Annotated in this window: 19 protein-coding genes and 1 pseudogene; 10 read left to right on the top strand and 10 right to left on the bottom strand. The window is 54.8% G+C overall.

Translation table 11 applies throughout. From position 1 onward, the window contains the following. Positions 1-9: 9 nt before the first annotated feature. Together CA54_RS02165 and CA54_RS29085 are read right to left on the bottom strand one after the other, a co-directional pair. The gene (locus tag CA54_RS02165) at positions 10-864 is read right to left on the bottom strand and encodes an FkbM family methyltransferase (RefSeq protein ID WP_197532134.1); all 855 of its coding nucleotides are present in this window, start codon (positions 862-864) and stop codon (positions 10-12) included. A 29-nt stretch (positions 865-893) separates the two neighbouring features. Beyond that, positions 894-1,826 carry a hypothetical protein gene (locus CA54_RS29085; protein WP_197532133.1) on the bottom strand — a complete coding sequence of 311 codons (933 nt, stop codon included), beginning with the start codon at positions 1,824-1,826 and terminating at the stop codon, positions 894-896. Positions 1,827-2,287: 461 nt separating this feature from the next. On the opposite strand from CA54_RS29085, the gene CA54_RS02160 reads away from it, so the two are divergent. Genes CA54_RS02160 through CA54_RS02150 form a run of 3 tightly spaced genes read left to right on the top strand, consistent with a single transcriptional unit; the run spans position 2,288 to position 5,162 of the window. Then, positions 2,288-3,259: a hypothetical protein gene (locus CA54_RS02160; RefSeq protein WP_146369230.1), complete on the top strand. Its 972-nt coding sequence runs from the start codon at positions 2,288-2,290 to the stop codon at positions 3,257-3,259. Next, positions 3,256-4,296: an RluA family pseudouridine synthase gene (locus CA54_RS02155; RefSeq protein ID WP_146369229.1), complete on the top strand. Its 1,041-nt coding sequence runs from the start codon at positions 3,256-3,258 to the stop codon at positions 4,294-4,296. The genes CA54_RS02160 and CA54_RS02155 overlap by 4 nt, the downstream gene beginning before the upstream one ends. Before the next feature lie 2 nt (positions 4,297-4,298). Further along, a complete protein-coding gene (locus CA54_RS02150) occupies positions 4,299-5,162 on the top strand; it encodes a fumarylacetoacetate hydrolase family protein (RefSeq protein WP_146369228.1) in 864 nt (287 codons plus the stop codon). A 79-nt stretch (positions 5,163-5,241) separates the two neighbouring features. Here CA54_RS02150 and CA54_RS02145 read toward each other — a convergent pair whose 3' ends face one another. Further along, positions 5,242-6,549, bottom strand: a complete 1,308-nt coding sequence (locus CA54_RS02145) for a Gfo/Idh/MocA family protein (RefSeq protein ID WP_146369227.1) — start codon at positions 6,547-6,549, stop codon at positions 5,242-5,244. A 221-nt stretch (positions 6,550-6,770) separates the two neighbouring features. On the opposite strand from CA54_RS02145, the gene CA54_RS02140 reads away from it, so the two are divergent. Continuing rightward, a complete protein-coding gene (locus tag CA54_RS02140; protein ID WP_146369226.1) occupies positions 6,771-7,667 on the top strand; it encodes a rhomboid family intramembrane serine protease in 897 nt (298 codons plus the stop codon). A gap of 46 nt (positions 7,668-7,713) precedes the next feature. Here the strand turns inward: CA54_RS02140 and CA54_RS02135 are convergent, their stop codons facing one another. Continuing rightward, positions 7,714-9,927 (bottom strand): PSD1 and planctomycete cytochrome C domain-containing protein, encoded by a 2,214-nt coding sequence (locus tag CA54_RS02135; protein ID WP_197532132.1) that lies wholly within the window; start codon positions 9,925-9,927, stop codon positions 7,714-7,716. Positions 9,928-10,293: 366 nt separating this feature from the next. Here CA54_RS02135 and xylA point away from each other — a divergent pair, with 366 nt between their 5' ends. Beyond that, complete coding sequence (gene xylA, locus CA54_RS02130; protein ID WP_146369224.1) at positions 10,294-11,604, top strand: xylose isomerase; 1,311 nt, start codon at positions 10,294-10,296, stop codon at positions 11,602-11,604. A gap of 177 nt (positions 11,605-11,781) precedes the next feature. On the opposite strand, the pseudogene CA54_RS30135 reads toward xylA, so the two are convergent. Both CA54_RS30135 and CA54_RS02120 read right to left on the bottom strand, forming a co-directional pair. Beyond that, a pseudogene (locus CA54_RS30135) lies at positions 11,782-11,862 on the bottom strand (histidine biosynthesis protein HisIE); the annotation flags it as partial. Between the two features lie 721 nt (positions 11,863-12,583). After that, positions 12,584-13,405, bottom strand: coding sequence for a sugar phosphate isomerase/epimerase family protein (locus CA54_RS02120; RefSeq protein ID WP_146369222.1), 822 nt, complete (start codon positions 13,403-13,405; stop codon positions 12,584-12,586). Between the two features lie 367 nt (positions 13,406-13,772). Here CA54_RS02120 and cls point away from each other — a divergent pair, with 367 nt between their 5' ends. After that, on the top strand, positions 13,773-15,257 hold the full coding sequence (gene cls / locus CA54_RS02115; RefSeq protein ID WP_231962937.1) for a cardiolipin synthase: 1,485 nt from the start codon (positions 13,773-13,775) through the stop codon (positions 15,255-15,257). A gap of 249 nt (positions 15,258-15,506) precedes the next feature. Here the strand turns inward: cls and CA54_RS02110 are convergent, their stop codons facing one another. The 3 genes from CA54_RS02110 to CA54_RS02100 form a co-directional block, all read right to left on the bottom strand. After that, complete coding sequence (locus CA54_RS02110; RefSeq protein WP_146369220.1) at positions 15,507-16,406, bottom strand: hypothetical protein; 900 nt, start codon at positions 16,404-16,406, stop codon at positions 15,507-15,509. 91 nt (positions 16,407-16,497) lie between these two features. After that, a complete protein-coding gene (locus tag CA54_RS02105; RefSeq protein ID WP_146369219.1) occupies positions 16,498-18,636 on the bottom strand; it encodes an alpha/beta hydrolase family protein in 2,139 nt (712 codons plus the stop codon). 133 nt (positions 18,637-18,769) lie between these two features. Then, positions 18,770-19,381 (bottom strand): hypothetical protein, encoded by a 612-nt coding sequence (locus CA54_RS02100; RefSeq protein ID WP_146369218.1) that lies wholly within the window; start codon positions 19,379-19,381, stop codon positions 18,770-18,772. Positions 19,382-19,558: 177 nt separating this feature from the next. Here CA54_RS02100 and CA54_RS02095 point away from each other — a divergent pair, with 177 nt between their 5' ends. From CA54_RS02095 to CA54_RS02080, 4 genes are all read left to right on the top strand, one after another. Then, positions 19,559-20,380, top strand: a complete 822-nt coding sequence (locus CA54_RS02095) for a hypothetical protein (protein WP_146369217.1) — start codon at positions 19,559-19,561, stop codon at positions 20,378-20,380. 197 nt (positions 20,381-20,577) lie between these two features. Further along, positions 20,578-21,084, top strand: coding sequence for a TPR end-of-group domain-containing protein (locus CA54_RS02090; RefSeq protein WP_146369216.1), 507 nt, complete (start codon positions 20,578-20,580; stop codon positions 21,082-21,084). A gap of 212 nt (positions 21,085-21,296) precedes the next feature. Beyond that, the gene (locus CA54_RS02085) at positions 21,297-22,061 is read left to right on the top strand and encodes a YceH family protein (protein WP_146369215.1); all 765 of its coding nucleotides are present in this window, start codon (positions 21,297-21,299) and stop codon (positions 22,059-22,061) included. Positions 22,062-22,172: 111 nt separating this feature from the next. Next, on the top strand, positions 22,173-23,159 hold the full coding sequence (locus tag CA54_RS02080) for a ThuA domain-containing protein (RefSeq protein ID WP_146369214.1): 987 nt from the start codon (positions 22,173-22,175) through the stop codon (positions 23,157-23,159). A 267-nt stretch (positions 23,160-23,426) separates the two neighbouring features. On the opposite strand, the gene CA54_RS02075 is transcribed toward CA54_RS02080, so the two are convergent. Further along, entirely contained in the window at positions 23,427-24,512 is a 1,086-nt protein-coding gene (locus tag CA54_RS02075; protein ID WP_146369213.1) for an XdhC family protein, read from the bottom strand. Between the last annotated feature and the right edge of the window lie 110 nt (positions 24,513-24,622).

The following is a 24,622-nucleotide window of genomic DNA, read 5'->3' as shown; positions in this document are numbered from 1 at the left end:
AAGTCGCTGTCAGGCTGCGGCGGTGTTCCCGCTGGCGAGCCGGTTTAGATAGGTCGGTTGCATGTTGGCGCCGGTCAAGGCGTCGTAATGTCGCAGCGCCAACGCCGCCATATCGTAGGAGCGATAGACCTCGTGCAGGATCACCGCCAGTTTGAGGAGTTTGTCGGCCGTTAATTCACCAAAGGACTCAAAACTTTTGACATACACCGCATCGGCCCACAGCCATTGTCCAAATCCGCGAAACGGTTGGTTGCTGAGCATCAACGGCTTAAACGCGCGACCCGCATGTCCTTCGAATTGGTGAAACAAAAATCCCTGCTCGCGCAAATGGCTATCCACATCGGCGAACAATGGCGCTTGTTTGTAGAGTGGCACGAAATGAACTTCGGTTTGCACTACGAGTGTATCTTCCAACACGCGCGGCGCGCCGCGAAAAACATCAAGCTCCGCACCATCGACATCGACTTTGAGCAGATCCACGTCACCCACTTCGGCAATCTCATCCAACCGCCGCGTTTGCACCTGTGCGGTCTGCACGACCCTCATGTATTCTTCTAGGTGCTGAAAGTGGCCCAACAGCGGCCGATTGGGTTCGTACAACGACGAAGACATCGCTGCCTGGGTGATGTAAAACGGATGGACATTGCCGTCGCCCACAAAATTCGGCAGATACGTCAGATGGTCCGCCGATTGTTGATTCAGCTTTTCGCATTCCTGGTCAATCGGTTCGAATCCCACCAGATGTGCAAAACCGCGATCGAGCAGCGACTGAAACGGCATCTCGCCGCCGACATCCATTGCACCGATATCGACGATGGTGATTTCCGAAAGCGCGTCGCCCAGTATGGACGTGATGTCAAACATGCTGCCACCGTTGAATTTGGACCGTTCAATCAGGACTGTGTCTCTTGTTGAAACATCGACGACGTTTGTTCCGTTGTGGAGACGTGCGAGAGAAAATTCGGGGCGGCAATCGCCGTCGGCGCGCTTTCCACGACCCCTTCGGGATGTGCAAATCCCAATAACTCCAGCGACTTCCAATAGTCGGCGTTGGCTTCGCATTGCTGCAGCAGTTCGGGTTCGAAATCCCGCCGGGGCAATTTTTTGATCGCCGTCTCTGCGCGGTTTTGGTTCATGTCGCCGGTGACTTTGGAGTAGTTCACCCATTCGGTTTCGAAACTCGGATCGTATTGCAGATCTAAGCGCTGGCACAGTTTTTGAATCTGGGTCGTCGGTGAATTGACAAGGTCGTCGTACCGCACGAATTCCATCTCGACGCATTTTTCGGCGAAATGCCGATATCCGGTTAGATACTGCGCCAACGAGACATGGCCATCAATCACAGCCAGCCGCCGCAGACTGAGCCATTGATCAATCGGATGCCGCACGCTGGCGGTGTGACGAATGTCGAAGCGGTCTTGCAGTGCCTCGACGATCGACAACTTGTACGTGGGAGCAGGAAACGGAGGATGCGCGGTGAAGTCGGCATGCGACCAGTCCCGCAACAACAACGTTTGTCCCCGTGCGGCGCAGCGGCTGTGGACGAGCTCGATCAAGGTGGCATAGTCCAACGACGTCTGTACGGTCAGCATTTCTGCTTCTTCAACGGTGAACAATTCATGCCATTTGTAGGCTTGCAGGATGGGGTGAAACTGGATGCAGGAACCGATCGTCGCAGGTGTGATCGCCCGGTAGGGAATGGGACTGACTTCGCTGAGCAACGTCACCCCTTGCATGCTGCCCAAACAGCGGGAAATAATCGTGCCCCCACTGCGGGCCATATGATGCAGAATACGGAGGGTCGGCTTGCCGTTGGCAGATTCCATGTCCAGATACTCCCGAAGCCTCAGTGAAGAGGCGAGATGTAAGGCTCTATTTTGCAGCAGGTTATGACAAATTGAATTCCTGCGGCGTCGGCGCGCGGTTTTTCAGCCGTGCGATCGGTCAAATCGATACAATCAGTATCGGCTCGCCAAAGCCCCTAACTGAGCATGCAGGTCACAAAACCGGAGATTTTGAGTCGCATCGTTGCCAGAAATCGCATCCGCAACTTATCTCATGAGTTGGAATCGCCGTAAGTTGCTCCCCTTGACGGGCTTGGACCACGCATCTATACTCGCGCGTCCAACGCTGCGACAAACTCTTAACCCGCAAATAACGCGGAAAAGAGGCGGAACGGGGCCGCTCACCACGTTGAGCACACCGGCCGACCGCATTTCTTTGTCGAGCGATCAAATTTCCAACATCCGCCCATGACGGCTGCCTGTGACAGTCTGAATAAACCATCATGAAAAGCGAACACCGCCACGAGTTGCAGACCAATGATCTGAGCAAGCTGACGCAGAAAGGCGTCCGGTTTGTCGAAGAACATGCGATGAAAATCACGATCGTCATTTGTGTAATCACGGTCGCAATTGCCGGTTATCGAATTTACGCCACCCAAGCCGCGTCGACGAGCGCAAACGCTTGGTACGATTTCTCCACCGCGCGCACGCCCGACGATTTTGCCACGATTGCCGAAAACGACCGTGTCAAAGGGACTGTTGCCGCCGACTGGGCAATCTTGTTGGGAGCGGAAGGACGCTTGTCACAGGCCATTCAAGGAATGTTCACCGACCGCGCAAACGCGGTCACCGAATTGACCGCGGCGCGCGACGACTTCCAAAAATTGGTCGAGAACCGCGATGGAATGATCAAACAACGCGCCATTTTTGGTTTGGCACGAGCAGAAGAATCACTGGGAAATCTGGAAGCTGCACGCGCTGCGTACGGTGATCTGGGCGGCGACGAATTCAAAGGCTCCGTCTACCAAAAAATGTCTCAAGAACGCGCCGAGTATTTGGCCAAATCCGGCCCGCAGGCGTTTTATGCGTGGTTCGAAAAACAGAATCCCAAACCGGCCGAACCTCCCAAGCCGGATAGCGGCTCAGGGCAGCCGGGTGGCAATATCTTCGATCCCGGCGAGTTACCCTTTGGCGGTGGACCGAATAGTCTGGAAAACCCATTGCGGGGTTTGCCGGCTCTTGACGACTCTGACAATGAAGGCCCCGCTGATACGGATGCGAAGCCGGACGCAGAAGCGAAACCGGATACAGCGGCTGATGATGCCGCTGAAACACCCGCTGAAACACCGGATGCCCCGGCCGACGACGCTGTTGAAGCGCCTGCCGACCCTGTGGATGCTCCGGCCAAACCCAGCGAACCCGCGACCGAGGCTGACACGGACGGCGCCGCCGATAATACCGACGACGCAAAATGAATGCCCCCGAATCGCGTGAGCCAATTTCTCTAGCCGTGGAAGACCGCGCGCATGGTTGGCGGCTCGATCACTATTTGACCCGGCTGTATCCCAACTTTAGCCGCTCCGCATTCCAAAAATCGATCTCTGCCGGAACGATCTTGGTCAATGGGTTGGAAGCCAAACCGGCCCATCGTTTACGGGTCAACGACATACTGTCGGTCCAACTTCCAACGGTGACCGACGGCGGAATCCCGGCTGAGAACATTCCGCTCTCCATCATTCATGAAGACGACTCGCTGGTCGTCATCAACAAGCAAGCCGGCATGATTGTGCACCCCGGTCGCGGCAATCCGCACGGGACGTTGGCAGCGGCGCTGCAATATCATTTTGATTCGCTCAGCGATGTCGCAGGCCGCTTTCGTCCTGGAATCGTACATCGCTTGGACCGGGACACCAGCGGGCTATTGGTGGTGGCGAAGGACAATCAGGTCCATAATCGCTTGAGCAGCCAGTTTGAACGCCGCGAAGTGAAAAAGGTGTACCACGCGATCGTGTGGGGCGAAGTCGAACTCGATAGCGACTATATCGAGACCCACGTGCGTGTGCATTCCAAGAATCGCGAGAAAATGACGATCTGCCCGCCCGGCGGCGAAGCGCGCGAGGCGGTTACGTTTTACGAGGTCATCGAGCGTTTTCGCGGCTTTACGCATGTGCGATTGCACCCCCGCACGGGACGCACGCATCAATTGCGGGTGCACATGCAGTACCTGGGGCATTCGATTGCCGCCGACCGTCTTTACGGCGGACATGCCAAGTTGGACCTGGAACGGCTCGTTACAGGTGAGAAATTTGCCGCAGCCGGTTACACTAGTGAACATGCCGATGATGAACCTTCTAGCGGGCGGCGTGCCTCGCTCATCAGCCGGCAGGCATTGCATGCCCGGCGGTTGTCGTTCACACATCCAGCCGACGGACAATGGTGCGAGTTTGAAGCTCCATTGCCCAGCGACATGCAAGCCTTGTTGAACGCCCTTCACGAACATAGAGCGACATAGCGATGCGAGTGGCAACGATTCAACTGGCCGACCAATCGACTCACTTGGCCTTAATTGAAGAGAAACGCGTGCGGATGTTGGACCTGATGCAGGTCGACAATTGTCACAATCTCGCCGATTTGCTGCATAGCCCCGATCCAATCGGGCTGGCCAAATACCTCATCGACCAAAAAGCAGCTCCGATTGGAATCGAAGAGGTCAACTTTCGCGCACCTGTCGATCGCCAGGAAATCTGGGCTGCCGGCGTGACCTATAAACGCAGCCAAGTCGCGCGGATGGAAGAATCGGATACAGCTGCGTCTCACTACGACCGCGTCTACACCGCCGATCGTCCAGAGTTATTTTTCAAAGCCACCCCCAGCCGCGTCTCCGGGCCCGGCGATCCGGTCCGCGTTCGCTTCGACAGCGGGTGGTCGGTTCCAGAACCTGAGTTGGCGCTCATGGTGTCGCCGGAAAAGAAACTCGTCGGTTTGACAGTTGGCAATGACATGTCCGCCCGGGACATTGAAGGCGAAAATCCGCTCTACTTGCCCCAGGCAAAATTCTACAACCAATGCTGCGGCTTGGGACCATGCGTCCTGATTCCAGAAAAACCGATCGACCGCGCCGGCACCAGTATTGTCCTGTCGATCAAACGAGGCGGCAGCGAGGTCTTCTCTGGCGAGACCAACGTCGATCAAATGGCCCGCAGCTTCGAAGATCTCATCAGTTGGCTGGGAAAAGAAAACGACTTCCCACACGGCGCGATCCTGCTCACCGGCACCGGCATCGTCCCCCCGGATGAATTCACATTAGAGCATGGTGATGAAGTCGCAATCACCATCACCGGCATCGGCACACTTGTCAATCCGGTCGTGAAAGACTGATCCGAAACGTCTCTGTCTCCTCATTCCCCTCTCTTCTTTCCCAAACGGAGTTTGGGAACCAGGGCAAGGGCGAAAACTCCTATGCCCCCACAGGAGCACCCCAGTGGTCGCGGTAGGGGCGTGACACCAGCGCGTTCGCCTCGTCATCGTTGATAAACGTTTCGTGCTCGGGATCGAATTCCAGCGAACGGCCTAAGCGCGTTGCGATGTTACCCAGATGGCATAGTGACGAACTGAGGTGGCCGTGCTGAATATCACCATGTGGACGGCGTTCGTTGCGCACGCTGTCGAGAAAATCGGCGACATGTTTCTCGGCGTTTTGCGGTTCGGGCGCCACAGCGACTTCGGTGCGACGATTGCGCTGACCGAGCACCTGAATCTTGCCGCGGCGGCTGAGAAACAGTTGTCCGTCGGTCCCGTAAAACTCAGCACCACTATCGACGTTGTGTGGATAGTTGGTGGACCACAATCGTTGTTCGTAGATGAACATTCGCCGGTTACCCGGCTTACCGTCACCGGGATATTCGAAGGTGACTTGCTGTGTATCGGGAAACTGTTGGTCGTCGTCAAAGAAATATTTCCCACCCACGGCAGTGACTTTCGAGGGATGCGTCGTGACGCCCAGTCCCCAGCGCGCATAATCAATATCGTGCACGCCATCGTTTCCCATATCGCCCGTACCAAAGTCGTACCACCAATGCCAACCGTCGTGGACGCGGTTCTCCTGGTACGGGACCATGGCCGCCGGACCGACCCAGTTGTCGTAATCCAGGCCGGCGGGCGCCTCACTTGGTTTGCCATGACCAATGGATTTGCGTTTCTGAATATTCCAGGCTTTGACGACCAGCACGTCGCCGATGATTCCTTCTCGCAGTTTTTGTACTGCTTCAATCATCATATCGGTGCTGCGGACTTGTGTCCCATGTTGCACAATCCGTTTGTTGCGTCGTGCTGCATCAACCAACAAACGGCCTTCGCGAATGTTGTGCGAGCACGGTTTTTCGACATACACATGCTTGCCCGCCTCGCAGGCTAAAATTGCTGCCGGCGCGTGCCAATGGTCGGGGGTGGCGACAATCACCGCGTCGACAGTTTTGTCGTCCAGCACCCGCCGCATATCATTGACCGCCTGGGGAGTCTTGCCGGAGATCTCGCGTCTTCCACGAGCGAGCCGGTCCTGGTCGACGTCGCAGAGATAGGCGACCTCCACGTTTTTCTCATTGGCGAACAGGCCGGAAAGATACCTTCCCCGCCCGCCGCAGCCGATCAGTCCCACAGTCACCTTGTCCGCCGCGCTGGCGGCACGTGTCGACGTCGGCATGGCCATGGTGCCCAGGCCGGTTATTACGGAGCCTTGTAGAAACGTGCGACGATTCGTTGTCGGCATCTTGGGGCCTCCCGATGTAGAACGACTGAGCGGTCATGATCATATACACTGCGCATTATGCATCATTGTGCCAGCAGAATCTGCGGTTTGCCATGCCAAAAGCACCCGATCAGTAAACAGACGGGTTTCGTCTCAACGCGGCAGTGCGTATAATCCGATTCCGCGTCAGGCAGGGTGCCCGCCTCGCACGCCAACATCTTCCCCAACGTGTAAGAAATCAAATGGGACTTGAAAATAGAGACTACGCTCGCAGCGGCAATAGCGGTGGCTATGGCGGCGGCTATGGCAACTCCGGTGGCAATTGGGCGATCAATTACCTGTTGGTCGCCAACATTGCCGTTTTTCTGCTGCAGCAGCTCTCCAAGCAGCCGGTCAATGCCGGAGGCTTTATCGTCATGGACGACCAGATATCGAATTATCTCAGTTTGAGTCTCCGTTCCCTGGAACAATTCCAAATCTGGCGGCTGGTCACCTACGGTTTTTGCCACGGCAGCTTTATGCACATTTTTTTCAACATGTACGTGCTGTGGATGTTTGGTCGCATTGTCGAACCGATTTACGGCTCCAAAGAATTTCTGGCATTTTATCTGACCGGCGTTGTTGTCAGCGGATTATGCCACGTCGCGATTCAACTTGTTGATGGAAACATCGCCGGGGTGATCGGGGCTTCGGGCGGCGTGAATGCGGTCGTCTTTTTGTGTGCCATGCTTTACCCGCGGATGACGATCCTGTTTATGTTCGTGATCCCCATCGAGTTTCGATTCTTAGCGGTTGGTTACGCGGCCATTGATCTGTTTGGCGTCATCAGACCCGGTGATTCGGTGATCGCCCACGCGGCGCACTTGGGCGGAGCGGCGTTTGGTGTCGCCTACAAATACTTCGGTTGGCGGATCATGCCGCTGCTCAGTTTCGGCAATTGGAAAATGCCCAAGCGCGGTCCCAAGTCCAATCCCAACATTCGCGCCTATCAACCGCCGGAGTCGCCACCGTCACAAAATCTCGACAGTCGTGTGGACGAGATTTTGATCAAAATTCAAGAGCAGGGCGAAGCCAGCCTGACCGATGAGGAACGCAAAATCCTCACCGATGCCAGCAAGAAATACAAAAACCGCCCCTAACAACGTATCGAACAACGGGAGAGGCACCCACCGCTTATCGGTGTATTTAATCGACGAACAAAAACTCGTTTGCGTTAAACAACAACCGGCAGGCATTGGCTAGGCCGTGTTGTTCGGCGTACGCAGTTAGCGTTTGCGATTCTTGCTCGCTTGGCACGCGTCCCAGGGCGGTCTGAAAGGCGAAGGCAATTTGTGCCGGCAGCCCCTCAGCTTGCGCTTGGGCTCTTGCAGCGAAATGCTCCGCTTGTCGCACCATGAATTTGTTGTTGAGCAGCGACAGCGCCTGCAGGGCTGTGACGGTGGAATTTCGCACCGGCACATTCTGCGAGGGATCGGCGCAGTCGAGGGTTTCCATGAATGGATCGGGGACTGAGCGGACGATGAAGCGATAAATGCTCCGTCGCAATCCGCGGGGATCATCGGGATCATATTTGTCGTACAAATAATGCGGCGAATGGTCGTCGATGAAACCAAACAGATCAAATCCCGGCCCATACATGGTCGTGTCCAATTTTCCGCTGGTCGCCAACACGGCATCTCGCAGCGCTTCGGCCTCCAATTGTCGGCGATTCATCCGCCACAGGAATTGATTCCCCGAATCGATCTTCGCATTGTGTTCGTCATACGCCGTCGACTGACGATAGGAGGCGCTGGTGACGATCAGCTTGTGCAATCGTTTGAGCGACTGCCCGTTGTCGCGAAAATCGGCCGCCAGCCAGTCGAGTAGTTCGGGATGCGTCGGCGTAGCCCCCATGTGACCAAAATCGTTGGGGCTATCAACGATGGCGCTGCCAAAATGATAATGCCATACGCGATTGACGATCGACCGCCACGTGAGCGGGTTTTTGACGTCGGTGATCCAAGCCGCCAATTGGACCCGCCTTGCTCCTTCGTCATCAGGATTGTCGAGTTGGAATCGCGACGGCAATCCGGGGATGCAACCAACCGTTCCAGGCTGCATCATTTCACCCGGCTGTTTCTCGCTTCCCCGATTGAGCAAATGAATCTCACGCGGCTTGCCACCGGTCGGGCGGAAACTTCCCGCGTGGGGAAAATTGGTCGCAGCGGCATAAACCAATGGCGGTTTTGGCAACTTAGCCAATGACGCTTCGATGGGGGCCAACTGTTTTTCAAGTTCCGCCAAGTCAGTTTTGGCTTTTTTGGCAGCATTGATTTTTGCGCGGAGGTCGTTTCGCTCCGCCGTCAATTGTGTGCGTTCTGCTTCAATCTCGGCATCGATTTTATAGGGACGTGGTGCGCGATCGATCCCGGCGAACACCGCTTGCAGGCTGTAGTAATCCGCTTGGGTGATGGGATCGAACTTGTGGTCGTGACACCGCGCGCAGTGCACCGTCAAGCTGCAAAAGGTGGCCATGGTGTTCGTGACCATATCATCACGGTCGAGGTTGCGAGTGATTGTTTTATCGAGTGTTCCTTCGCGCAGTTCCACGTGTCCCACAAAATCCCACGGCCCGGCAACGACAAAACCGGTCGCGATAATGCCATCCGGTTCGCCAGGAAAGAGCACGTCCCCGGCCAATTGTTCGCGGATAAATTGCGTATAGGGTTTGTCTTCGTTGAGTGAACGAATGACGTAATCGCGATAGGGCCATGCATTGGGGCGACGCTTGTCTTTGTCGTAGCCGTGCGTATCACCGTAATGCACCACATCGAGCCAATGCCGCGCCCAACGTTCGCCATACCGCGGCGAAGCCAACAACCGGTCGACCAATTTGTCATAGGCGGCCGGGTCAGAGTCGGCCACGAATGCGTCAATCTCCTCCTGTGTCGGCGGCAGACCGTGCAGATCAAATGTCAGCCGGCGAATGAGCGTGCGACGATCCGCTTCCTGGTTGGGGGTGAGTTTTTTCTGCGTGAGTCGTTCAAGAATGAACGCATCAACCGGCGTGCGGATCCACGGCGACGTCGCTTGCGGAACCGGCGGGTTGGCAAGCGGTCGTAGCGACCACCAATCGCCATCACCCGGCTTTGGTTGGAGGATTGTTGTCTTCGGCCAAGTCGCCCCGGAGGTAATCCATTGCCGCAAATCTGCGATTTGCTCTTGGGTCAGGGCAGGGCCACCCTCGGGCATCGCAGGATCGTCGCCGGTGACCATCTCCAACAGCAGACTGTCCTCAACCGCAGCAGCAACTGCCGCGCCGCTATCGCCCCCATCGTGCAGCCCTTGGGACGAAGAGAGATCCAAGCCCCCTTTTGCATTGTCTCCATTGTGGCAACGCACGCAACGTCGTTCGAGCACTGGTGCGACGCGCTCCAAGAAAAACTGCTCATCAGCTCGCAGCTGCGGGGCGATCGTCAGGAATATCCAAAGTCCAACAAAAACGCTTATACGTTTTAATGAGGCTACGAAACATCGTTGAATTGTTGCCATTCGAATCCGCATCTTGCGCCTTCAACAGGAGTACTCAAATCACTGCCATTTAGTATATCTCGAACGGAAGCAAATGCCGAGTAACAGCAGTCTATTGGCATACTTTGCGGCCTTAAAATATGAATGCGAGCGAGTCCGTGATTTTCCGCGCGGCGTCGCTTTTCGGCACCATCCTTCGGCGGTAAACTCGGTGACTGCACATTCAGCGATCAACACATTTATGAGGAAACAGCGATGGCATTTTTTACAGACATTTCCAAAATTGAATACGAAGGTCCCACGAGCAAAAACCCCTTGGCGTTTCGGCACTACAATGCCGACGAGATCGTCGAAGGTCGCTCGATGCGGGACCAGTTGCGATTCAGCGTTTGTTACTGGCATACGTTTCGCGGCACCGGAGCCGACCCGTTTGGCGCTGGGACCTTGCAGCGGCCGTGGGATGACGGGACCGAAAGCGTAGAGAACGCAATCAATCGCGTGCGGGTCGCGTTTGAATTTATCGAAAAGCTCGGCGCACCGTTTTATTGCTTCCATGACCGCGACGTCGCTCCCGAAGGCGCGACCTTGGCCGAAAGCCACAAAAACCTCGACGCCGTCGCCGATGCCTTGGCCGAGGAACAACAGCGGACCGGTATCGATCTGTTGTGGGGGACCGCCAATTTGTTTTCGCATCCGCGGTATCTGCACGGAGCGGCGACTTCCTGCAACGCCGATGTCTTCGCCTACGCTGCCTCCCAAGTCAAAAAAGCGATGGAAGTCACGCACCGACTCGGCGGCGAGAACTACGTCTTTTGGGGCGGTCGCGAAGGGTACATGAATCTGTACAACACCGACATGAAACGCGAGTTGGATCACTTAGCGGCGTTCATGCACATGGCGGTAGAACATGCAAAGAGCATTGGCTTCACCGGTCAGTTTTTGTTTGAGCCGAAGCCGAAAGAACCAACCAAACATCAATACGATTTCGATGCCGCTGCTTGTCTGAACTTTCTACGGCAATATGATCTGCTGGATCATGTGAAGCTCAACATCGAAACCAACCACGCCACGCTGGCCGGGCATACGATGGCGCATGAGTTGATCTATGCGTCGATCCAAGGCGGGCTGGGAAGTATCGATGCCAACACCGGGGACCTATTGCTGGGATGGGATACGGATCAATTTCCAACCGATATTTATCTGACCACGCAATGCATGTTGGCGATTTTGGATCAAGGCGGTTTGGCGCCCGGCGGGGTCAATTTTGACGCCAAGGTTCGTCGCGAAAGTTTCGAGCCAATCGATTTGTTCCACGCGCACATCGGTGGCATGGATGCCTTTGCGCACGGGCTGAAAATTGCGGCAGCGATCCGTGCCGATGGGGTGTTGAGTGATTTCGTCAAGAACCGCTATCGCAGTTTTGACGAAGGGATCGGAGCGAAGATCGAGGCGGGGTCGGTCACCTTTGCCGACTTAGAGTCTTACATGCTGGAGGCGGGAGAGGTGCATCCTAACGAAAGCGGACGTCAGGAGATGCTGGAGAACCTAGTCAACATGTATCTTTAGGCAGCAGTACGGCTAACTCGTTTGGCTCCCTAGGAATAGAAAGAAGCGGCTGGCGTAAACCAGCCGCTTCTTCTCGTTGTAACCCGTGTGCCGGTGGAGCCGGCAGTCGATTATTTCACCAAAGAAGTATTGCTACTTTTTCTTCTTTTTCTTTTTGGCGGTTTTTTTCTTGGCCGCCTTCTTCTTGGCTACCTTCTTCTTAGCGACTTTCTTTTTAGCGGTTTTTTTCTTAGCCGCTTTTTTCTTGGTCGCCTTCTTCTTTTTCTTGACGGCCTTTTTCTTGACGGCCTTTTTCTTGGTCGCCTTCTTCTTCACGGCCTTCTTCTTAGTCGCCTTTTTCTTTGCTGCCTTCTTGACAGCTTTCTTCGCTGCTTTTTTCTTGGCCACAGAAGTTCCTCCTTACAGAGCCAATTTGGTAGTCGTCTCGCCGCTGGCACCGGGCTTTAATTTCGGCAAAGACAAACCACACAACACCGAAACATGAATCCATTCCAACTTGTCGTACATGACAAGTGGCAGGAACGCTCATTGATCAACAGTCGCGTTATCAACCGCAAACTTTGAATCGAAATTCAAGCAATTCATAACTCTCGAACTCTTGAAAAATTAGAGTGTTCACTTGACACGTCGACATGGTAAGCATTTCGAGAGATTGTGCAAGACGACTGTGGATCATTTTTCGTTTCAATTGCTTTGCTGTGAATGCTTTGCGCGATGCGTCTTAACGATTCACTGACATAGAATTCTTTATCGCAACAAAGAACGCGCGCAACACCGCGCATGAAAAAACGCGAAAAACGCCTATAAAACAAGCGTTAATCGCGTACATCGTTTTTCAGGATGCGCTGCGCGTGCTACGCACTATCGTATTGTTGCGTTGTTAAGCATGCCTTCGATGCAGGGTATTTCCCCTGCGAAATTTTTTTTGCAAACTTTCATTTTTTTAACAAAAAAACGTCAAAGTACGCACCGTTGACGTCTAGGAAACTGCGTTAAGCGTCTCTTGCATGTAACGAAAACTTTCGCGCGCGATCAGTTCTGCGCCTGGTTTGTAATCGAAAACTTCCACCGAGACCCAACCATCGTATTGCGTTTCCAACAACGCTTTGAAGATCGGCGCGAAGTCGGTTTCGCCCATTCCCGGTCCCAATAAGTTACTGTCGTTGACATGAAAATGTCCGGTCACTTTTGCGTGACGATGTATCAATTCCGGAATCGAATCCGACTCGCTCAACATGGCTTTGACATCTTGATGCAAAATGAAATTCGGATGGTCCACCAACCCCATCAACTCCACCCCGTCGGCGCAGGTGGTGATGAAGTTTGTTTCCTTCGGCGTGAGCGGTTCCATACACAACTTCACATTGCGGTCACTCAGAACCGGCATCGCCTGTCGGAACACCTCAGCCGCATTGGCCATCGCCTGTTCCCGCGACATACCCTCTTCGAGGTTCCGTTGTTGAGGCGAGCCAAACACAAGAACCTCGCCCCCCAAATCAGCACATGCGTGGGCCAACTCGGCAATATAGTCCGCCGTATTACTGCGAACTCCTGCGTCGGCAGTGGTCAGATGTAGTCCTTCGGTTTTCGCCAGAAGCCAATGCAAGCCAACGACTTCCAACCCAGCGTCTTCTGCTTGCTTGCGCAAGGTTTGGCGTTGTTCAGCGGTGACGTCGGTGACTCGGTCAGCCAGTGTGAACGGAGCGACTTCAATCCCCGTGTACCCGACATCAGCGATAAACTTGCACTGCCGTTCCCAATCCCAGTCAACAAACAATTCTTGGCAAATGGCGAATTTCATCTTCGGTATCCTTAGATTCATTAGTACTGTTTTACGCGGAGATTCCCGACCCGGCAGGGTCGTGAAGGCAGTTCTCCCACTGCGCAGATTGTGTCGTCAATTTGTGAATCACCCTCGGACTATGAAAGCTGCGTCGCGACATTCCCTGCGAAGATTGGGACATGTCATGGTGGCGAGCAAGTCCCTCGAAACCAGGCTGATTACGGTCTTAGGATAACAGTGATCACCGGCGACGACGAGTCTCCTCAGCCGGTTTGTTGTTCATGCGGCGAGAACCGGTAGAATGTTGGGTAGCCGCGTGTCTCGAATGAACGATGGCGCTGAATTGTTTCGTTAACAATTGGGGCCATAGTGGCACATCGGTGGGATGGGATACAAATCGGCGCAGAAGTCCACGACCGCGACACCTCGACTGAAACGCATCATGCTCACGCTCTATTTCTGGATCACACTTTGCGGTTACCTCGTAACGTTGCTGTTGATCCCGGTTCTGCTGCTGCAAAAGAAACGGCCGGTCTCAACCGTGGCTTGGCTATTTTTAATCGTACTCGCCCCATATTTTGGCGCGTTGTTCTACGTCGTCTTCGGTGTCAACCGCGTACAACGGCGCGTGAGGCGTAAAACGGTCTCCGATCGGGAAATCTCGCGGCTACTTCCTGAACTCACGCACTATCAATTGCTCCCCGGCGAAGGTCTCACCACCAAGCAGCAGAACATTGTGCGGTTGATCAACCGTCTCTCTTCCACGCGGCCGACCATCAATAATCGTATCGAGTTGCTCAACGATACCAACCAAACCTTGGGCTTGATCGAACAGGCGATTCTTGCCGCTGAGCATTCGTTGCATTTGGAGTACTACATTTGGCAAATGGACCGCACTGGCACCCGCGTGCGGGACTTGTTGATTCAAAAAGCTCACGCGGGTGTGACCGTCCGGTTTTTGTATGACGGCATCGGCTCGATGTTCCTTAGTCGCAAATTTCTTCGTCCGATGATCGATGCGGGCATCCAAGTCGCTGCATTTCTACCGGGAAGATCTTTCCGTGAACGATGGTCTATCAATCTGCGCAGCCATCGTAAGATTGTGATCGTCGACGGGCAAATTGGATTCACCGGAGGGATGAACATCGGTGACGAATACTTAGGACGCAATCCGCAACTGGGGTATTGGCGAGATACACATTTAAAGATGCAAGGCCCGGTCGTTTTGCAGTTGCAACAAGTCTTCGCCGAAGACTGGTTTTATGCGGTCGGCGAAGAATTGACCCAACCGGCGCTCTATCCCGACCCGCGCATCAGTGGCGACAACATTGCCCAGATCGTCTCGTCGGGGCCGATCGATGAATTCAATTCGTTTCACGCGTTGTTCTTCGCTGCGATTGCTAAAGCCGAACAAAATATCACGATGGCAACAAGTTACTTCGTGCCAACAGAACCGTTAATGGCTGCACTAACGACCGCCGCATTTCGCGGGGTCAAGGTCCGCTTGTTATTGTCCGGACGGGGGGCTTATCGGTGGATGTTGTACGCAGGCCGCGGCTACTACGATGAATTGTTGGATGCCGGTGTCGAAATCTTTGAATACCAAAAAGGATTGCTGCATAGCAAAACGTTAACGATCGATGGCAATTGGTCACTAGTCGGGACGGCGAATTTCGACGTGCGCAGTTTGTTGCTCAACTTCGAAGTGGGCGTCGCCGTCTATGATCAGGAAATGGCGCGGCAACTGGAAACCGCATTTGAGAAAGACATCGCTTCAGCGCGGGTGATTGACAGCGAGTCCTGGGAAAACCGCGGTCTCGGCCAACGGCTGAGCGAAAATTTGATGAAGATCTTTTCGCCAGTCTTGTAACGCGCCCTCCATAAAACCTGCTCCCTCTCCCTCCGGGTGAGGGCCGGGGTTAGGGTTTTCGCTTTACCGAGCGATTTGCTACCTCGCCGAGTTGACCGCCCATAGTTTATTAGCGCTCAACGCAACACGACGCACCCATCGAAGCTGTAAACAGACGGCCTACGGAGGCACAAAGAAGCCTAAGAGAAGTTATTGAATGCTACGACCTTGATCAACAGACGCGACGCACTTTGTTGCGCAGGGGATGGATTAACTCTCCTGGTCGCGGTGTTCTTTTTCGGCAGCCTCTTTCCACGGTGATTCGGCCGGCGTGTCGGGTTTGACGTAGAACTCGCTGATGTCGAGTTGGTTTTTGGATTCACGCTCCAAGAGCGTCAGCCGTTTTTCCATGTTGAGGAGCTTGGCTTTTAATTCACCGACCAGCGACTCTTGTGAGGTCTTGGGTTGCGGGCGGGGGACCGCCGGGTATCCCAGGTGGCGCTGTAGGGCGGCGAACATGTATAACGGATCGCGGCCGCGGTTCGCATAAGCAATGCGGCCCGCCTTGTGCCCGAACAGCACCGGCTCGGCCGGTTCGTAGTCGGGATTGCGATTCTTACGACGGTACTCATCCACAGAGTACTGTGAGCGCATGCAAATCAGATCGGCAAAATCGGTTGCCCCCAACTGGAGACGCGTGCGCAGGATCCATTCGGACCAATCTTTATCATAAATTGGATCGCCCGCCATCGCCTTCATGCCTGCGTCGTAGCCCAGTTTATTGCGGCTGAGGCATTCAAAGTGATAGACGAACATACCGGCGGGTGTGGGGTCCTTGATGCGATATTCCGCTTCGTATTGCAAAATCTCCAGCGCCGTCCGCTGATCAAAGCGGGAATAATCGTCTTCGGCAGCTGAGATGATGTAGGTTTGAAACTCGGTGAAATAGTGATCCAGCCGCGCCATCCCCGCGGCCATCCGTCCGTTGAGCACCATCTCGCCCACCAGAAAATCGAGGGCCATCGGCAATTTTGTGGTGGCCAGAATTTCTTCTTTGAGGTCGGCCAGAATCACTTGCGACGGGACGCTATCCTCCAACCGCTGACGAAACACGCGAAAGAAATACGCCTGTTCCACATATTCTTCGGTTTCGAGCAAGGCGTGTGGCATGGGCAGCCAGGGGTCATCGAATGGAAACGGCAAGCGACGCGTGTGCGACGCAATCGGGTAAAACTGCGGGGTGTGATGCAGAGTCGCAAGTCTATTTCAACAACAACTCCGCTGCCCCATTCATATCGAGCTTCTTATCGATCAGCGTTAACTTACCCTGGGCAGCGTCATAGACGGTTTTCAATGGCTGTAGCTCAGCGTCGGGGACACCTTGGGTGCCGGCGACTGTCAATTCCGCCGGCGCGGCAAGAGCGGTCAGGCCTCCCAGTCCGCCATACTTCAGTGCGCCGGCCAATAGCATGGGGTCGTTGATCGACGTCACTGATTCAAATCCGAAACCGTTGGCGTCCACGATAGTTTTGTCGACCATTTTTCCTGCCAGTCCACGAGCCAACATCGCCCACGGGCCGGCTTCGCCCGTTCCGATTAAGTGAATCGTATTGATGTTTTCATCTTCGACCATGGTGCCGATCACCGTTAAAATATCGCGAACACGATTGGCGAGTACCGAACGGTTATAAGCCAACGTGTAACCCGCATAATTCTCATCCAGCGCCGGGTACTTAGGTTTTTCACCCTCAGCTACAAACTCCCCGGTCAAAAACAGATCGGCCCCGACGACTGCAAAGCCCTCGTCGAGCAAATCTTGGACTGCTGATTTTGGTTCGCCATCTTCGGTGAACAATCCCGCCTTGCCGTCGGCATGCACACAGAAGACGGCCTCGCCATTAAAATCGGGTGACACTAACGCAATCAACGGCACCTGTTCCTGCGCACCCTTGCGGCCGACGAGCAATTTGTAGATGTCATAACCCGATTCGTGGGCTGTATCCCTATCCTCGCGTTCCAGGTCCATCGCCGCGGGGACACCCGTATCCAACATCACATTTGCGGCAGCGCGAATCGTTTCTTCATACTTGGCCACGTCTGTTTGGGATTTGGGGAGGAGGCTATCGAACATCTGTTTTTGATACTCCGTGACAGCTTCACGGAGCGACGCCGCGTCGGATGCGTTTTCGGGCAATGGATGGGCCTCGTCGAACACACTCAGTTCGGCGGGGGGGATGGGTTCGAAATCGGTTTCCTTATAAGGAGTTTCGCGTCCGATCTTGAGGTGCTGGTTCATCCATTCATACATCCGTTCCCGTGCCACCTGGTTGTAATTGTGGCCGAACTGGGGAAACGCCTTAGCGTCCACCTTTTCCTGCGCGCCAAACAAGGAGTACACCTGCTTGAGTTCCGGCAAGCCTTTGGTTTCAATGTCAATCGTCCAGTCGTTGGCTCCGGTCATGCCCAGCGGACGCGGCGCGAAGAGCGCGGCGATGGCGACGTTGTTGATACCCAACCGCAGGTAAGAAGCATTCTCGCAAATGCAGCCACCCTGCATGTTGGTGGAGACCATGACCGCCGGAAAGGCGGCTGCTGGACGAGGGTCGATCGCGCACAGCATAAACGTCTGTGTCCCGCCGCCACTGGAGCCCGACACGCCGATGCGGTCCGTGTCGACATCGGGCAGCGAAGCGAGAAAGTCTAGTGCGCAGAGTGAATTGTATGTCTGCAATCCCATGAAATTTTGTAGACGCGACAAGGCCTCAACGTCGCGGAAACCTTGGGTATGTCCGATTTGCTTGCTGTCGGCGTTACCCACCATGTCATAGTGAAAGACAACGCACCCCATGCGAGCCAGTCCCACCATGCGGGCCTGCAGCGGATAGCGCGCAGCCGACATAAGGCTTTCGTCATCCCCTTCAATTTGTTTTTTTGCCGCCTCTTCACCGGCATCATAAAAGCGACCCTGGTTCCAGTGACCATGGGGGGCGAGTACCGCTGGCAATCGCCCGGGCCGATTTTTGGGGCGATACAAGTTGCCTGTCACGTAGTGTCCGGGAGCCGAGGGGAGAAACACCTTTTCCACGGTGTAGTCATCGCGGTCGATCTTGCCGTGAATGGTCGGTTTCGGTTCCGGGCGGGGAGGCAAGGGCCACAATCCGGTGCTCACCAACACCTGCTTGCGAATCGCGTCCGCTTCCCGCAGCCACGCAGCTTTGGTCGCTGGAGGCGCCCACGGGTGATTCTTGTCTCGCAAATGACGAGGCGTCCCCAGCCGCGCGTCCGCTGGCAATTGACCTGCCGGCAACACCCGCGAAACGTCCGCTGCTTTGTCCGCACCGCGCACGTCCGTCACGCAAATTGCAGAAACGAGGATCAAACCGCCAACCAGGTATTTCATAGCGATGCTTTCCGGACCAACAAATGAGGATTATCTAAATCCAAGACAAAATTCTGTCGACAAGTCGTTTCTCAACTCTCTGTTGCGTGCCGCGGTGTTGAGGCGTCACATGGTCAAACGCCATTCAGGAGGCTCATTGCTCGCCGCCGGAGTCTTTAACTGCAGTGGAATCGTCTTCGCTGTCAGTACTGGGCTGCGTTGACTCCTCTACATCTTTTTCTTTCGTGGGGGGCGTCGCGCCTTCATCGGCGGAGACATCCTCTGTTTTTCTGGCCTCTTCATTTTTTTTGAGTACTTCCAAGAGTTCCTCCTCACGCTTCATTTCGTCATAGATGCCGGCCCCGCGGCTGATGAGATCAGGCCGTTTGGCGACGATATGAAAGTCCAATCCATCCGCTAGAGAGGGGGAACCAGTGTACATGGCCAATGATTTGGAAAACACGGTTCGATGTTGCGACTCTATTCCGAACAAAACTTGTCCGGTGCAAACGATATTCGCATCACCTTGCATATTCGTGGTAAAATCGTATTCGTTGTCATCGGTGTAAATCGTCAACAGCGTCGCGACGAGCGGTCGTCCCTGTTCGTCTTCCAGATGCACGTGGACGGTGTTGGGGAGACCACTGGTTTTCCAAGTCACGTCCGCCAATGGACCATACTGGTTAGGAGACAACTCCTTCCAGAACCAGTTGCCGACGAGTCCCACCACAAAAATAACGACGATAAAAATTGCCCAACGTTTCAAGACGAGACCACCTTTGAACGAATACGTAAATAACCGTATATGAACTGTTATCATACCAATCCCCTGATAGGACGTCGAGTAATTGTCGCGTTCACAGGGCGGGGAGGGCTTGACCCGCAATTCGGTGTCCCCGCATAATGCAACCAAGCAAACGGACCTTGCCGAGAGGGCAATCTATTGACATCGGAACGTACGGAACCCGAAACAAACAAATTCGCGGCATTCGCCGGAACCCTGTGGAGCGTAGCGGTCAAAGTCGCCGCCGTTGTCCTCAGTTGGATCTGGCGAAAGTCGAGGATCGTCTGCGCCTATTACTGGGAACGCCGACAGAATTTTTGGCAGCATTTCACCGAATACGCCCGTGATTTGCGTCCGGAACGATTTGTCACCCGCGAAATTCGCGTTTCCAGCGAGGAACAATACCTCAATGCCGAATTCGACGACGATACGTGGAAAGTCCGACTCCCCAAAATGTGCGTCGTCTGCGGCACGCCGGGCGAAGGGGCGCCTTTGACGGAAAGTTATCAGGTCGAAAACCTGACCGCTCCTTTTTGGAGTGTCGTGGTCGGGACGCTTTCCGGATTTGTGTTGTGGATGTTGGTTTGGAATTGGTTTTTTCCGATCGGAATCATTCTCGGTTTCGCGATTGGCTACGGCCGACATGCGACCGTCAATGTGAAGATCAAGCAATGGAAGTGCGATAAGCATCGGGACTCAACCCGCTATCCACGGCTACGGACATTCGCCGACTTTTTAATCATCAGCGTTGGCAGCAAGGAATTGAGACAGGAATTCAGACATCAACGCAGCGGCGATCGAGGAGACTATGGTTCCAATGCCCCCGTACAGACCTATGTGCCGGCAGCCACCACGAATCAGCCGCCTCCCGAGATCGAGCCGATCCCGTTAGCAGAAGAAGCACATGATTCCATCGAAATTGACGAGCGAGAACGCCTGGATCCCTCCGCGATCGAGGATCAGGAACCACCGCCGTTATGACGGACCGGTTCGTCTCGGTTCAACACGACTCTGGAAACTGAATGCTATTTGAAGGTCACTATTAATTTACGGCCACCCAGTAGAGTGGCATTCAACACCCACTTGCGTTTTCGCCTTCCGGCGATTGAATATTGCTATTCCATATTTGTCACAACGTCTGAAATCGTTTTGTGGCACTGATCGGTGAGATCGATAACATGGCTGCCAGCTCGCGCTTTCGCAGAATCTTATCCAAAGTGGAAGGATATCTGGAACTCGAAATGCCCGAAAAAGCGCTGGAGGAATTGGCGAAAATCGACGAACAGTATCGATCCCGCTTCTCCGTTCAGTATTTGCACGGCATGGCGTATCGCGATCGCCAACAGTACGACCAGGCGTTGCCGTATTTCTTGCACGCCTTGGCTGAAAAACCGGAGCGCGTCGAAGTGCTCTTAGCATTGGCGTGGTGCTACAAACGCATCGACCGCTTGAACGAGGCCATCTCGGCGATGGAGCAGGCGTATCATGTCGCTCCGCAGGAGCCCATCGTGCTCTACAACATGGCCTGTTACTGGTCGCTCGCCGGCGATAAAACCAACGCCCTTTCTTGGCTGGGCCGCGCCTTGCGCATGGATCAGGACCTGCGAAAACTCATCGAAGACGAGCCTGATTTTGATACCTTGCGGCATGACCCCGATTTCGAGATGATCGTGCGTAGTAAGTAGTCATCCGTTCCGAGCGCTAAGTCGTGGCCACCCGGTCAGCGTTTGCTTTCGACTGTCTGTACTTCGGTTGCGCCTGGCCACAAGCGGCATGTTTGCCGACGGCTTTTGAATCAATTGCAATATCCGGGCGCGAGGCTCATTTCGAGTTGCGCTTTGTCCAAAACACGAACCAATCACCACAACCGTTGAATTCACAAGAGTCGGAGACCGCTATGGACTCATTCGAGGATCAGGAACACCCGCCGGTTTCGGAACTGTCCCGGCGACAACGCCGTGTGCTTGGCGTGCTTGTGGAAAAGGCGTTTACCACGCCGGAATATTATCCACTCACTCTTAAAGCGGCGACCAACGGTTGCAACCAAAAAAGCAACCGTGCCCCCGTCTCCAGTTACAACGAAGACGACGTCGAAGAAGCGTTGGACGAACTGCGCGAAATGGGTTTGGTCACGGTCATCCACACCGATGGCGGCCGCGCGCCGCGGTATCGACACTGGATGCGCAAACGTTTCTCGCTCTCCGAACCGCAATTGGCGATCTTGACCGAATTGCTACTCCGCGGACGCCAATCGCTCGGTGAACTCCGCTCGCGCAGCAGTCGCATGGTGTCGATTGATTCCTTGGATCAACTCCGCGAAGAATTGGCCGGATTGCAAGGACTGAACCTCTTGCAAGCCAGCGGATCTTTGGAACGTCGCGGCGTGGAAGTGGACCACAATTTATACGCCGCCAAAGAAGGCATGTCGCTCCCCACCGCTTCAGCAGACGTCGCAGACGAACCGTCCAGCCCGCGCGCCGCTGGTACACCTTCCCCGGCCCCTGCTGCCGCCAGCGACGGTCGTGTCGACGCGCTGGAAGCCGTCATTGGTGAACTCCGTACGCAAAACCAGGAATTCGCTGTGGAAATCAGTTCTCTCCGCGAGGAACTACAGCGGCTGGAAGACAACATGGAGCGGCTACGGTCGGAATTGGGCGGGTAACGAGAATAGCACGGGTTTTTCTTGATCGCTTTCGATGACAACCCTCCGACCGTTATGATCGTAGAGACATCGTCGCACTCGATTCGTTTGATCGCTGAAGGAATTCCCCGCATGAAAGCCCTTTTACTGTTCACCCTGACCGGATTGTTCGCAGCCTCAATGACCATCGCGACTCAAGCGGCCGAGGAAAAGGTTCCGCACATCGTGTTTATTACGGGCGATGAGGAATATCGCAGCGAAGAATCGATGCCCATGTTGGCTAAGATTCTTAAACGGGATTACGGTTTCAAGGTCACCGTTTGTTATTCCCTGGCCGAGGACGGCACGATCGATCCCGATAACCTCAGGTCGATTACGGGCATCGAAGCGTTGGACGATGCCGACCTGATGGTGCTGTTCACACGGTTCCGTGACTTGCCCGATGAACAGTTCAACCACTTTTTAAATTACGTCAAAACCGGAAAACCGATCGTCGGTTTTCGCACAGCCACGCATGCCTTCAAGTTTGACAACAATAAAAAGCATAGCGAGTGGGGTTGGCGCGGTGAAAAGATCGCCCAACTGCTGGGCCAAAATTGGATCACGCACCACGGGCATTTCGGTGACGGCCACCAATTTTTAACCAACATCACAATCGCCCCCGGGGAGAAACAGCACCCGATTCTCCGCGGCGTCAAGCCGTTTCAAGCCTACTCCTGGTTGTACCACGTTCAAGGGGGCGGCGATAAATTGCGCGGCGACGCTCAGCCGTTGATGATCGGCCGGGCATTGATTTCGGGACATGAAAAAGCGGGCAAGACAGATCGTTATCCCCTCACCAACCCCGTTGCCTGGACAAAAACCTATGAAGGCAACAACGGCGTCCGCGGCCGCGTCTTCTTTTCCACAGCTGCGCATCCGTTCGACTTCAAAGATGAATCGGCGCGAAAGCTATCAATCAATGGCATGCTCTGGGCGCTCGGCATGGAAGACCGCATCCCCGCCGAAGGAGCCAACGTAGAATTCGTCGGCGAATACGATCCAAACAATTCCGGCTATGGCAACAAGCCCAACCCCAAAGATCGCTTCAAGCCGAATCGCAAACCGGAAGAGATCTAGCCGCGCCGCTCAATTGTGCGCGGGCTGCTCGCAACGCGGGAATTCCAATCTACCGTTGGTTGAAAGAAAGTCTCACGCAAAGCCGCTATGGCGCAAAGAGATTCGCAAAGTCATTGGGCGATGCATCGGTTCCCGTAGCTTAGGTCCAACGCGCTGCAAATAAAGAGAGTACAAAAACGGCAATCTCGCCACACAGCTATCATTCACAAATTGGTCGATCCCCCGCGACCTTTTTGCGCCTTAGCGTGAGGCCTTTTTTAGCGCAGGCTACTCAGCATTTTCCAGCACGTTGTTGGTGCGGAATTTAGAAGGGGATTCGCCCAGATTGCGATGGGCAATCAATTCCGCCACGATACTAATGGCGATCTCTGGAACGGTTTGCGAACCGATGTCGAAGCCCAGCGGAGCATGGACGCGCAGCAGTGCTTCGCGCGAAATTCCTTCAGCCAACAGGTCGTCGAAGATCAATTTGATTTTTCGCCGACTGCCGATCATGCCCACGTAGCTCGCCGGGGTTTCCGCCAAATGATACAGCGCCTCTTCATCGTGATTGTGCCCACGGGTGACAATCACACAAAACGTGCGGGGATCAATTTCCAATCCGCTCAGTGCTGTGTCGATGTCGCCGACGATCAGGCGTTTGGCACGCGGAAAGCGATCGAGGTTGCAATACTCTTCACGGTCATCCACGACCCAAACATCGAAGTCGACGTCCGCCGCTAATTCCGCCACCCGCTGCCCCACATGCCCGCCTCCAACGACCAACAACCAGCAGCGTTGCAGAAATGGCAGAAACGAGACGCCTCCGGCCACATAGGCCCGTGGACGTTCCAGGATCGGCTTGAGGTGCTCATTGAGTCCCGCCGGGGGGGATGTCACGCTGCCGCGACAAGCAAGACTGTTGCCATCGGCATCCACCAGAAACCGGTCCCCTTCGCATCCTCCACCGGCACTTTCCGCATTAATAATCACCGCTTCGGTGCAGGGTGTGCCTGCGACGAGTGACTCGTCGAGGATCCGGAAGTAATCGACGTCTTCATCCGGGCGGATCGGATCGACCAGCATCTTCATGCGGCCGCCGCAGATCAACCCGTCATCCCAACCGTAGTTGTCGTCGAGTTGAAACGTCATCAGCTCAACGTTGCCCTCATCCAATAGACGCAACGCGCGGCGTTTGACTTCAGCTTCAACGCACCCACCCCCCAACGTGCCCGCCTGTGAACCGTCGGGATAAACTAACATCCGTGCCCCGGCCTTTTGCGGAGTCGAGCCGCGAGTCTCCACCAGCGCGGTATAGGCGACCGGCCGCCGATTCAGAATGTCTTCCTGCAATTGCCGCAACACATCTTGCATGATCGGGTCTCTTTTGGGGGAACGGGAATCGCTCGTTCCTGTATTCTACGGTGGCAGCACCGCACGAACAACTGGCGAGTCCGCGTGCGATCACGATTGCGTTGACGATG

The sequence above is a fragment of the Symmachiella macrocystis genome, assembly GCF_007860075.1.
Classification (GTDB): Bacteria; Planctomycetota; Planctomycetia; order Planctomycetales; family Planctomycetaceae; genus Symmachiella; species Symmachiella macrocystis.
The sequence above is the reverse complement of the archived record's forward strand: the minus strand, read 5'-3'. Positions and strand labels throughout refer to the sequence as shown.

Coding starts and splice junctions, on each gene's coding strand:
- CA54_RS02165 (WP_197532134.1), bottom strand. CDS start 864: ATGTTTGACATCACGTCCATACTGGGCGACGCGCTTTCGGAAATCACC.
- CA54_RS29085 (WP_197532133.1), bottom strand. CDS start 1,826: ATGGAATCTGCCAACGGCAAGCCGACCCTCCGTATTCTGCATCATATG.
- CA54_RS02160 (WP_146369230.1), top strand. CDS start 2,288: ATGAAAAGCGAACACCGCCACGAGTTGCAGACCAATGATCTGAGCAAG.
- CA54_RS02155 (WP_146369229.1), top strand. CDS start 3,256: ATGAATGCCCCCGAATCGCGTGAGCCAATTTCTCTAGCCGTGGAAGAC.
- CA54_RS02150 (WP_146369228.1), top strand. CDS start 4,299: ATGCGAGTGGCAACGATTCAACTGGCCGACCAATCGACTCACTTGGCC.
- CA54_RS02145 (WP_146369227.1), bottom strand. CDS start 6,549: ATGCCGACAACGAATCGTCGCACGTTTCTACAAGGCTCCGTAATAACC.
- CA54_RS02140 (WP_146369226.1), top strand. CDS start 6,771: ATGGGACTTGAAAATAGAGACTACGCTCGCAGCGGCAATAGCGGTGGC.
- xylA (WP_146369224.1), top strand. CDS start 10,294: ATGGCATTTTTTACAGACATTTCCAAAATTGAATACGAAGGTCCCACG.
- CA54_RS02120 (WP_146369222.1), bottom strand. CDS start 13,405: ATGAAATTCGCCATTTGCCAAGAATTGTTTGTTGACTGGGATTGGGAA.
- cls (WP_231962937.1), top strand. CDS start 13,773: ATGGGATACAAATCGGCGCAGAAGTCCACGACCGCGACACCTCGACTG.
- CA54_RS02110 (WP_146369220.1), bottom strand. CDS start 16,406: ATGCCACACGCCTTGCTCGAAACCGAAGAATATGTGGAACAGGCGTAT.
- CA54_RS02105 (WP_146369219.1), bottom strand. CDS start 18,636: ATGAAATACCTGGTTGGCGGTTTGATCCTCGTTTCTGCAATTTGCGTG.
- CA54_RS02090 (WP_146369216.1), top strand. CDS start 20,578: ATGGCTGCCAGCTCGCGCTTTCGCAGAATCTTATCCAAAGTGGAAGGA.
- CA54_RS02085 (WP_146369215.1), top strand. CDS start 21,297: ATGGACTCATTCGAGGATCAGGAACACCCGCCGGTTTCGGAACTGTCC.
- CA54_RS02080 (WP_146369214.1), top strand. CDS start 22,173: ATGAAAGCCCTTTTACTGTTCACCCTGACCGGATTGTTCGCAGCCTCA.
- CA54_RS02075 (WP_146369213.1), bottom strand. CDS start 24,512: ATGCAAGATGTGTTGCGGCAATTGCAGGAAGACATTCTGAATCGGCGG.